Raw genomic sequence first — 11,205 nt, forward strand, 5'->3', positions numbered from 1 at the left:
ATATATATGTTTTTATACTATTACTTAAACTTATTTATGCAAACAAAAAAATACTAACAAGATATTCTTATCTATCTGTATAATATTCAATGTTTTCCCTACCTACTAATCCAGTAGTATATAAAAAATATTATAGGTATAATATATATTACTAAAATAGTCAGTGAATAAATAATTATATATATATAATATGCTATTCCTTCGTAGATATCTGTTCTAAGTTTTATACCATTTTTATTTAAAATTATTACTACTATACATATTAATATTGTAGTAAAACTTATAATGCTACCTAAAATTAACCCTTTTGGTATATATATAAGCTCAATTCTATTTTCCCCTTCAATTAAAGGAATAGAAATAAAATTATCAAAAGCTTTTTCAATAGTAACACTATTACCATTAATCTTGCTATTGAAGCCCTTATCAAATGGTATTGCTATAAATAGATTTTCACCTAATTTACCATCTACAGTAGACTTAATTTTATTTTTATTTACACTAATATCTGAGGTTACATTGGCATATTTATTAGCTAACAACTCTAACTTATCTATATCTAATAATCCTATTGATAGCTCCTTAGTTTCAAAATTCTTAATAACTTCAATGTCTACTTTTACTTTTTCATCCCCATATTGCCCCAAATCTAATAACCCATTATTTATTTCAGTTGGAAATTCATTTGACTCTATGCCATCAAAATAGCTATTATATGGTTCTCCATTAATATATATTTTTAAGCTATTATATACTGCTGAATTCTTAGAATTTTCCAAATCTTTAAGAACATTTAAATATAATTGATTTTTATCTAAGCTATCTATTTCAAACTCAATATATGCCTTTTGATTTTCATCAATTTTTCTAAAAGCTTGATATCTTTCTTTTTCTTCCTTACTTAAGTTAATTAAGTTAAAATCAGTTAACTCTTCAATTATATTTTCATTACCATTACTTATAGACTTATATATATTATTTTGTGCTTCAAATACACTATTAGCTTCTAATACATCATTTAATATACTATCTTTAAGCATCTTTATTCCATTCGGAATATAGAACTTATTTTCATATATTTTTATATCATCAGTTTCATTAACATACTTATAAATACTACTATCTAATTCTCTATTAGAAATTACATATTTAATATTAAATACACTATCTGTAAATAACGTTCCTCCTCCATCATATGTTCTAGTCCAATTTGATCCATATCCTAGTTTTTTCATTACTAACATATGATTATTATTGTTCACTGAAGTATAATGAGCTAAGCTTTTTTTATTAATAACAAATGGTGTATTAGCTGTATATGTAGTATATATTTGATCTCTATCTTTAATTCTATAATAATTATTTTCCTCATTAAACTCATAATCATATATATTATTCATATGATTATATTTATCACTAATTCTATTCATCATACTTTCTATACCTATATAATTATATAAATTAAATAATGAGTAACTACTCATAAGAATTATAAGAACTAGCTTTACAAATATATTATTATAATTGCCTCTTTCAATAATAAAAATAATTAAAGAAACCAATAAAATGCTGCCACTAGCTAATAATAGTAATTTAAAAACTTTTAAATTAACATATAAAGTTAAACTACTTACAGCTTGCTGAATCTCAACGTAATATTTTTTCTCTATAAATATTAAAATTACTATAACTATTGCTAATAGTGCAATTTCAATTAAACATTTTCCCTTTTGAAAGTTATAATTTTTAAATGTCTTACTCTCATATTTATTAATATAATATGCAGCCATAATTATAAAAATTAAGATTGGTATAAATCCATATCTAAATGGAAAACTTGAATATGATCCCATATGCCATAATCTATTTACAGGATCTACAACTACAGGTAATAATGTTAACATCAGAGCTGATAATGTCAATATTAAAAACTCTTTATTTTGTTTGTATTTTAAAATCAATAAAAATATTAAGGGATATATTATTGCTCCAGAGAATAGAAATGATATTCTATCATACATGTAACTAGTATGAGATGTTAATATACCATTTATATTCCCCCCTGCTCTACTAGACTCAAAGGTCTGAATAATAGCTGGTAATATTTTAATAAAAGCTATTAAACTTGATGCTATTGTTCCAACTCCTAATAAGAAAATTCTATTTTTTCTATCCATTTTTTCAACATATAATTTAATATATATTCCTGATGTAAATAGTATAAATAGTATTACCATAAATCCTAATTGATAACTCATTAACATTATAAATGCTAATGTAATTATATATAATGTAACCTTTTTATTATCCAATAAGCTTCTTAAAGCAACTAATAATATAGGGAAAATAATAACTATATCTAACCAATTAATAATCTGATACATTATCATATTATAGCTAGATAAAGCATATAAAAGACTTAAAAAAACAACCCAATATGTTTTTAAATTATTAAAATACTTTTTTAATAACCAAGTACAACTTAATCCACATCCAATAATTTTAGCCATAAATACTATATTTATGGCTAAAATTATATTTTCACGTTTAAATAACAGAATTATATAAGAAAATGGACTTAAAAAATATGAAGATATTGTACTAAATATATTAAATCCCATTGCCGTATTAAAATCATAAAATATACTGGCACTTCCATTTATAATATCATAAAAATTATAATAAAATGGGGCTATCTGCTGAACCATATCTGCATATATAATAGAATTATTTCCAAATGGGTATAACCCTTTTAAATAATATATGCATAACATAAATACTATAATTATTATTGATGTTAGTATATATTCTTGTATATTTCTAAGTTTTAAACTTATATTTTTATACTTATCCATTATTCCTCCCCTTATTTTACTATAATATATAACTTCTTTTATAAGTTAATATCTACAACATCAACACTATCAGTGTTGCCAGTACCTTCACTATTATCAATATTATTAGTATCATAATTATTTATAATATTAACCTTATATACATTTGTAGTATACATAGTATTTACTATATCGAATGACACATCAAGATTGTATGTTTCTTTAAAATACGTTATGTACATACCTACATGATCGCCTCTATCTACAAAGAAATAGTTATCCTTTTTAATCAAATCATAAATTAAATTATCTATTCCATTTAACTCTTTAACATACTTAATATTTTTGCTTCTACTTCCCCAACCACCAACACTTATTACATTTTCTTTACTTCCTTGGGGATTCCAACGCAATATAGAATATTCTCTTACAAGACTTCCGTTATAGTTCATTGATGTTAAGTATATATTATCTTTATCATTACATAAAGTGTGATATATCTCTATACTTTGTCTTAAGGATTCATTATCTGATATATTTTTTCTATTATTATAATTTTTATATAACGGATTAATTGATATACTTATTGATGTAACTATTATTATAGATACCATACAATTAATTAATTTATCATATACTTTAACATATTTTTTATCAAAATCTAATTTACTATAATTATTTGTTATTAATAATAATAAAACCACAGCCATAAAATAATGTGGATAAACCCCTCTATATGGAGCTCTATTAATTAAAATAAATAACATATGCATGGCAAATGGGAATATAGCTACAAATATACTCATTATTTTATTTTTAGAAAAGTATATGTTATATATACTTATAATTATTATAAATAATATACATATCTGTATAGTAATTTCCTTATCTATATTCTCTATTAAACTCTTAATAGCCCCAGTAAAGTCAATGCTATTTTTCATAGATTTTTTATATTGATAAATCTTCTCTAAATTCTCTGTTGAAAATTTTTCTTCTTCTGGAAATGAGTATGCATTAAATATATTATAATCATTCTCACTCCACCCAACACTGTCATAAATTTCTTTATTCAAATTATAATCTGGTAATCCAAAATCTATTAAATTTGAACGTGCTTTATTAAATTCTATATATTCATTCCAAACAATATCCTTATAATATTTATTCATACTATAAGCTCTAAAAATAAATGAGAATCCACAAGCAATAAATACGACTAACCCTAATATCATTACTTTTTTTATATTAGTTTTTCTCTCTTTTATTAATTCCATTATTATAAATCCTAAAAATAATACAATTCCGGTATATGAACATTTGTATCTAATAAAGGATCCATTTATAAACATTAATGTTCCAAATATATATAAACTATATTTAATTGACTTAATATTAGAATAATATCCCTGTATTATAAATACAATTCCTGCTAATATAGCAACATAAGCAATTGTAGTAAATGTAAAATATCTTAAAATTGGAATGAATCCACAGGCACCTATAGCAATATATATAGCACTTCCAATTTTTAATTTCATTTTATTAAATATAACTACACCAATGAATGTAAATGATAAATAGCAAGTACCTAATAGATATATTCCAAACCAGTTTATATTTCCCCATACCATAGCTAATCTTGAGATTAAATACGATGGTATAAAGTTAACGAATACTGAATATCCCGGAAACATCCCCTGGATTCCTGCCATTAATCCTCCCATTGCAGTATCATCATTCATAACAAAATATATTCGGAAAAGTTTGAAGTAAGCAATTAAAAACATAGCATTAATAAAAGCTACTATTAATAAATCATAACAAAATCGTTTTTCTTCATCATCCATATAATTATTTTTAATTTTTTCTAACATATTTTTTAATTTATTCATTACTCTCCTCATACTTCTAGTCCAATCTAATACATTAACTCTAAAGCTAATTAGACTATCATATAATAAATTTATCTTTATATTCCACATTTCCCTATTAATGATATTCTTGAAAAATATAAAATTTCACCAATCACATGTATAGTAAAGATTAATTTTATACTCATAAATAAACAACTTAACTATTTATAGTAAAAGTTACTGTTAAGCTTCTTCATCAATTTTATGACCACATTTCATATTTTAAACTTGTAGAATACTTTAATTAGCAAATATAATTATACCTAATAAAATTAATGCATTCCCAAACACCTTCTTTTTGGTAATCTTTTCCTCCAAAAATAATGCGCTTAATATCATTATAAATATATAGCTAGTAGAAGCTATAATTGGTCCTAACTTATATGGTATTCCCTGATATGCAAAAACATTTAATAATAAAGCTATCATAAATAATCCATATCCAAATATAACTCTAAAATTTAAATATTCCCAAATTATACCCTTATGTTTTTTATTAGCACTACTCTTTAAAATACATTGAGATATTGCCACTATAAAAGAAGAAATTAATATTATTATTATAGCTAAACTACTACTTATCATAATTAATCACCATTATCCCTATTATAATTATTACTGCTCCTAATATATTCTTAAATTGAAGTTTCTCATTAAATAAAATTACAGACCACATTAAAGTCCACATTATAGATATACCTTTATTAGAATACGCTACAGATAAGTCTATATTTTTTATTACTTGTTGCCATACAATTGCATATAATCCTAATATAAATACTAATCCACCTAACATTAAAATTGTTTTAAAGTCAAATAATCCATTCATCCCAAGTGAATCAGATGCAAGCTTTGAAAATACTGATGATAATGTATAAATTAAAATAGCAATATGTAATTGCATATATCTATTTTTTAATATTCCCATTTACTATTCTCCTCTTCTAGAGTTCTTTTAATATCTTCCATCATATCTATTAATTCATACACACATTCAAAACCAAGATCTTTCTTAGCTTTATCTATATTTATCTTCTGTATACTTAAATCCTCAACCTTATCCTTAAGGTATGCTATATTGTTATTATTATCAAATACCTTACACATAGTTTCTGCCAATTCAGAGTTAGATATAGTTCTATTACCAGCTATATTATACGAACCTCTAAAATCATTTTTCTCTAATGACATTATTATAGCTCTAGCTAAATCTTTGACATATATATAATTTCTTTCTCCCTTACCTTCTCCGTATAGATATATTGTTTTTTTATTTAAACAGCTATTTAAGAAAATACTAAACATATATCCTTCACGTTCGCCAAGCCCTAATACTTGTGAAACTCTTAATGACTTGATTTTCATATCATATTTATCATTATAATATTCTGAAATTAACTCTATAGTAGCTTTTGATACCCCATATAAATTCATAGGATTAAATTTCTGTTCTTCAATATTTACTGTTTCTTCTGAATTTCCATATACTGCTCTACTTGATAAAAATACAATATTTTTTATATTTAGTTCATTGCATACATCGAATAAATTCTCAGTTAATACTATATTATCTAAGTATCTTGTGAATTTTTCCTTTTGATTTTTATCAAATCTTATAGAGGCAAGGTGAATAACACCATTGCAGCCTTTCAGTTCTTTCTTTAAGCTATCTTCTGAATAGTCTGTTACGCAGTATTCTATATTTTCATGCTTATATATATCCTTTGACATATCTAAACTTCTTGTAAGAACTTTAAACTTATATTTATCACTATACAGCTTTAAAATCCATTGGCCTATAAATCCAGTTCCTCCAGTAATAGCTATCATCCTTAATTCCTCTTTTCCTTATAATCTAATCTTTTTATTACCTTAGCAGGATTACCAGCAACTACTGTATAATCTTCTACAGGCTTTGTTACAACACTACCTGCTCCTACAACTGCATGTTTGCCTATAACCCCTACACTTGGTAATATTATAGCTCTTGCTCCAATCCAACATCCTTCTTTAAATGTTAATGAAACTGGTATTATTTTATCTTTTACTCTCTTTGTCCTATCTTCATCTAGTACATGATAATGAGAATGAACTTGGCTACCTTCTGAAAACCATACATCATCCTCTATTTCTACTTGCCCCGAAGAATCTATTTCTACATTCTTTCCAAGTAATACTCCACTTCCTATTTTTATATTTCCTTCTTTCATCTGATGAACTCTATATATTTTAACATTTTTTTCAATTATAAGTTTATTTCCCATTTTAAAAACTGCTTTGTATGCTAATTTTCTTAAAGAGTTTAATATTGGAAAATCAAATATTTCTAGCCCAAATATCATTTGGACTAATTTTTTTATTGATTCATCTATAAAATATTTAAGCATAACTAAATCACCTCAATTACGTACCCACACTTCTCCATATACCTATTCATAGGTTTAACAATGTCATTATTTTCATAATACCATTCACAATAAATATTGTTATCTATATTATATTTGCTTCTATCAAATAATTCATGTGGTTTTTCGCACATAAATCTTAATCTATAAATACCCTCTTTATAATCTTCTTTAAAATCTGTATTTTTATTGAATAAAAGCTTATTAAATGACGCAGCTAGAATATCAACTCCACAATAATTTTTAATTAAATTCCACATATGACATCCGTCTAATCTTGGAGTCACTTCAATTAATATTGGATTATCCCCGTCTAATTTAATTTGAAAATATACTGGACCATTATTTATATTAAGTTTTTTTACAGTTCTACCTACTAAATCTTTTACTTTTTCTACTGTATTTTCATTAGCAAAGGAAGTTGGAATTATGTGTTCCTTTATTATTCCACCAGGTAATTCATCAAATACAATTCTATCAGAAACTAAACATACTTTTAAAACAGAGTCTTCAATATATGCATTTACAGATATCTCTGGTCCATCAATATATTTCTCTATTATTAGTTTCTTAGAATTTGAGAATTCAATGGATTTGTAGAAAAATTCCTTTATTTCATCTTTATTATTTATCTTATAAACGCCTCTTTGCCCTTGTGAATCTACTGGTTTCATTATACAAGGGAATATATTAAATTCCATGGCTTCTTCTAATGTTGAAACTGATATATATTCTATATTACCAGCGAAATCTTGTCCTAAATATTCGCGTAATAAATTTTTATTTTGACATATACTAGCAGTTTTTGATGATATAAAGTTTGGTAGCCCTAAATCTTCATTTACTTTGCATACTGTTGGCATTGCTATATCAGAACCAACTGAATACACTACATCTGCTTTAATTTCTTTAGCATATTCACTTACTGCTTTAACATCTTTTATATCAATTTGTTTAAAATGATCTAATAACGGTATTCCTCTATCATTATTAGTGTAACTACATCCATATACTTCATAATTATTTTCTTTACAATATCTAATTGCATCAATTTGTGCATTACCTGCTCCTAGAATTAGTATTTTCTTCATAATTATCTACTCCCTCAATAATATTTCTTTCACTTAGTTCATTATTTTCAGCATTAATGAACTCTTTTATTACATACTGTGGAGATTTATTTATGCTAATAAATATTCTCCCTACATATTCCCCTACCAAGCCAATAAATAATAAATTCAATCCTGAAAAAAACAACATTGCAGACATTAAAGAACTCCATCCATTTGCAACATTAACATATAATATCTTTTTTATAATTATATATATTGCGCCAATAAAACCTAAGGAAGAAAAAATTACCCCTAACATTGTTGCCATTCTTAGTGGTACTATTGAAAAATTTGTACAGCTAGCCCATAATTTAAGCAGCCTTTTCATTGTATAGTTTGAATTTCCTTCTACTCTTTCAAAATGTTCTATATCAGCATTACCTACATTTTTTGTTGTTCTTAAAAATAATCCTTGCAAATGAGCATAAGGATTTTCATATTTTATGATTGAATCTATTATAAATCTTCTAGCAATCCAAAAACTACTTGCTTTTAAATCTTTAGGTTTCCCTATTAGTATACGCACTGTCCAGTTATTAAATTTACTACCTAAATTTCTAAACCAAGAATGCTTTTTTTCTGGATATCTTCCATAAACAACATCATATCCTTCATCTAATTTTGCAAACAGTTTTGGAAGTTGAGATGGATGAGTTTGTAAATCATCATCCATACCTACAACTATATCCCCTTCTACATAATTTAATCCTGCCATTATAGCATTATGTTGACCAAAATTATTTGCTAAATCTATAACTTTAACAAATTTATACTTATTAGCTATACTTCTCAATTCATATATTGTATTATCTTTAGAATAATCATTTACTAGTACAAATTCATAATCATTTATTTCCATTATCTTCATTTGTTCACATGTCATATCTATAAGTTTTCCAATAGTTTTTTGAGAATTATAACATGGAATAACAAAAGAAACTTTCATATTAATCCCCTATCTCTAACTCTTATTATTTATATATTAAAATACTCTTTTATTGAATTAATTACACTTTCAACTTCTATGTCTTTTAATCCATAATATAACGGTAATCTTAAAATTCTTTCACTTTCTCTAGTTGTATATTTATCTTCACCATGGAATCTACCAAATTCTATCCCTGCTTTAGATGAATGTAAAGGTACATAATGGAATACGCTATCTATTCCTCTTTCTTTTAAATAATTAATTAACTCTGTTCTTTGGCTCAAATCCTTAAGTTTTATATAAAACATATGTGCATTATGTATACAATTTTCAGGTATTACAGGTAATTCTATAAGGCCTTTATCCTTTAAATCTGATAACCCATTATAATATAATTTCCAAGATGATAACCTAGCATTATTTATTTTTTCTGCTTCTTCTAATTGAGCATAAAGATATGCTGCATTTAACTCACTTGGTAAAAATGATGATCCAATATCAACCCATGAGTATTTATCTACTTGTCCTCTAAAAAACTTACTTCTGTCAGTTCCTTTTTCTCTTATTATTTCAGCTCTTTCAGCAAACTCGCTATTGTCTATTAGTAAGGCTCCACCTTCACCCATGCTATAATTCTTTGTTTCATGGAAACTATATGTTCCTAAATCGCCTATTGTTCCAAGTGCTTTTCCTTTATAAGTTGACATAACACCTTGTGCAGCATCTTCAATAACATATAAATTATATTTATTAGCTATTTCCATTATTTTGTCCATTTCACATGCTACACCTGCATAATGAACAGGAATTATAGCTTTAGTCTTATCTGTAATAGCCTTTTCTATTAAATTTTCATCAATATTCATAGTGTCCGGTCTTATATCTACAAATACTATTTTTGCTCCTCTAAGAACAAATGCGTTTACTGTTGATACAAAAGTATATGAAGGAGCGATTACTTCGTCCCCCTCTTTAATATCACATAAAATCGCTGCCATTTCTAACGCATGGGTACATGATGTAGTTAATAAAGCCTTCTTTGTTTCTGTTCTATCCATTATCCATTCATTACATTTTTTTGTAAATGGACCATCTCCACATATTTTTTTATTTTCCATTACAGCTTGCCTTATATATTCTTCTTCTTTACCCACAATTGGTGGAATATTAAATTTTATCATATTTCCTCCTAAACCAATTTATAATATATTATGTTTATTCATACATTTTTTTATAATAATTCTTATAGTCTCCTGATGTTATATTAGCCATCCATTCTTTATTATCTAAGTACCACTTTATAGTCTTAACTATACCTACTTCAAAAGTAGTTTCAGGATACCATCCAAGCTCTTCTTTTATCTTAGTTGGATCTATTCCATATCTTCTATCATGACCTTTTCTATCTTCAACAAACTTCTTTAAATTTTCAGTTACTTCGCTATTTACATTCTCATGAATATATTTAATAACTGTATCAACTATTTGAATGTTAGTTCTTTCATTATGTCCACCAACATTATAAACTTCACCAAGTCTTCCATTATTAATAACCATATCTATTGCTTTAGCGTGGTCTTCTACATATAACCAATCTCTTATATTTAATCCATCACCATAGATTGGTAAGTCTTTTAATTGAAGACAGTTATTAATAAGAAGTGGTATTAACTTTTCTGGGAATTGGAATGGTCCATAGTTATTAGAACATCTTGTTATGTTAACTGGCATTTTATAAGTATCTCCATATGCCTTAACCATCATATCTGATCCAGCCTTACTAGCTGAATATGGGCTATGAGGATCTAATGGAGTAGTTTCCATAAAATAGCCTGTTTCTCCAAGTGAACCATATACTTCATCAGTTGAAACATGTAAGAACTTAACTCCATCTTTCCAACCATCTTCAGTTTCCCATGCATTTTTTGCACAGTTTAATAAGTTAACTGTGCCCATAACATTTGTCTTAGCAAATACTTCTGGTTCTCTTATACTTCTATCAACATGAGA

At 25.7% G+C, this 11,205-nt stretch carries 10 protein-coding genes; all 10 read right to left on the reverse strand.

The genetic code is table 11. The features are described from left to right. Positions 1 to 98: 98 nt before the first annotated feature. Positions 99 to 2,855: a YfhO family protein gene (locus HUJ77_RS02665; RefSeq protein ID WP_291707025.1), complete on the reverse strand. Its 2,757-nt coding sequence runs from the start codon at positions 2,853 to 2,855 to the stop codon at positions 99 to 101. A 38-nt stretch (positions 2,856 to 2,893) separates the two neighbouring features. Next, positions 2,894 to 4,729: a hypothetical protein gene (locus tag HUJ77_RS02670; RefSeq protein ID WP_291707026.1), complete on the reverse strand. Its 1,836-nt coding sequence runs from the start codon at positions 4,727 to 4,729 to the stop codon at positions 2,894 to 2,896. Positions 4,730 to 4,990: 261 nt separating this feature from the next. Further along, positions 4,991 to 5,335: an EamA family transporter gene (locus HUJ77_RS02675; RefSeq protein ID WP_291707027.1), complete on the reverse strand. Its 345-nt coding sequence runs from the start codon at positions 5,333 to 5,335 to the stop codon at positions 4,991 to 4,993. Beyond that, on the reverse strand, positions 5,325 to 5,678 hold the full coding sequence (locus HUJ77_RS02680; RefSeq protein WP_291707028.1) for an EamA family transporter: 354 nt from the start codon (positions 5,676 to 5,678) through the stop codon (positions 5,325 to 5,327). The genes HUJ77_RS02675 and HUJ77_RS02680 overlap by 11 nt, the downstream gene beginning before the upstream one ends. Further along, complete coding sequence (locus tag HUJ77_RS02685; RefSeq protein ID WP_291707029.1) at positions 5,666 to 6,580, reverse strand: NAD(P)-dependent oxidoreductase; 915 nt, start codon at positions 6,578 to 6,580, stop codon at positions 5,666 to 5,668. The genes HUJ77_RS02680 and HUJ77_RS02685 overlap by 13 nt, the downstream gene beginning before the upstream one ends. Positions 6,581 to 6,582: 2 nt before the next feature. Continuing rightward, complete coding sequence (locus HUJ77_RS02690) at positions 6,583 to 7,137, reverse strand: acyltransferase (protein ID WP_291707030.1); 555 nt, start codon at positions 7,135 to 7,137, stop codon at positions 6,583 to 6,585. 2 nt (positions 7,138 to 7,139) lie between these two features. Further along, positions 7,140 to 8,246, reverse strand: a complete 1,107-nt coding sequence (locus HUJ77_RS02695) for an ATP-grasp domain-containing protein (RefSeq protein ID WP_291707031.1) — start codon at positions 8,244 to 8,246, stop codon at positions 7,140 to 7,142. Further along, complete coding sequence (locus HUJ77_RS02700) at positions 8,215 to 9,213, reverse strand: glycosyltransferase family 2 protein (protein ID WP_291707032.1); 999 nt, start codon at positions 9,211 to 9,213, stop codon at positions 8,215 to 8,217. The genes HUJ77_RS02695 and HUJ77_RS02700 overlap by 32 nt, the downstream gene beginning before the upstream one ends. Before the next feature lie 29 nt (positions 9,214 to 9,242). After that, positions 9,243 to 10,376, reverse strand: coding sequence for a dTDP-4-amino-4,6-dideoxygalactose transaminase (rffA, locus tag HUJ77_RS02705; RefSeq protein WP_291707033.1), 1,134 nt, complete (start codon positions 10,374 to 10,376; stop codon positions 9,243 to 9,245). A 34-nt stretch (positions 10,377 to 10,410) separates the two neighbouring features. Further along, positions 10,411 to 11,205, reverse strand: a 795-nt coding sequence (locus tag HUJ77_RS02710) for a dTDP-glucose 4,6-dehydratase (RefSeq protein ID WP_291707034.1), incomplete at its 5' end; no start/stop codon positions are given.

This window comes from Clostridium sp. (assembly GCF_021443865.1).
Classification (GTDB): domain Bacteria; phylum Bacillota; class Clostridia; order Clostridiales; family Clostridiaceae; genus Clostridium.

Excerpts from the sequence above, each read along its gene's own strand:
- HUJ77_RS02680 (WP_291707028.1), bottom strand. The coding sequence starts at position 5,678 with ATGGGAATATTAAAAAATAGATATATGCAATTACATATTGCTATTTTA.
- HUJ77_RS02665 (WP_291707025.1), bottom strand. The coding sequence starts at position 2,855 with ATGGATAAGTATAAAAATATAAGTTTAAAACTTAGAAATATACAAGAA.
- HUJ77_RS02695 (WP_291707031.1), bottom strand. The coding sequence starts at position 8,246 with ATGAAGAAAATACTAATTCTAGGAGCAGGTAATGCACAAATTGATGCA.
- HUJ77_RS02675 (WP_291707027.1), bottom strand. The coding sequence starts at position 5,335 with ATGATAAGTAGTAGTTTAGCTATAATAATAATATTAATTTCTTCTTTT.
- rffA (WP_291707033.1), bottom strand. The coding sequence starts at position 10,376 with ATGATAAAATTTAATATTCCACCAATTGTGGGTAAAGAAGAAGAATAT.
- HUJ77_RS02700 (WP_291707032.1), bottom strand. The coding sequence starts at position 9,213 with ATGAAAGTTTCTTTTGTTATTCCATGTTATAATTCTCAAAAAACTATT.
- HUJ77_RS02685 (WP_291707029.1), bottom strand. The coding sequence starts at position 6,580 with ATGATAGCTATTACTGGAGGAACTGGATTTATAGGCCAATGGATTTTA.
- HUJ77_RS02670 (WP_291707026.1), bottom strand. The coding sequence starts at position 4,729 with ATGAATAAATTAAAAAATATGTTAGAAAAAATTAAAAATAATTATATG.
- HUJ77_RS02690 (WP_291707030.1), bottom strand. The coding sequence starts at position 7,137 with ATGCTTAAATATTTTATAGATGAATCAATAAAAAAATTAGTCCAAATG.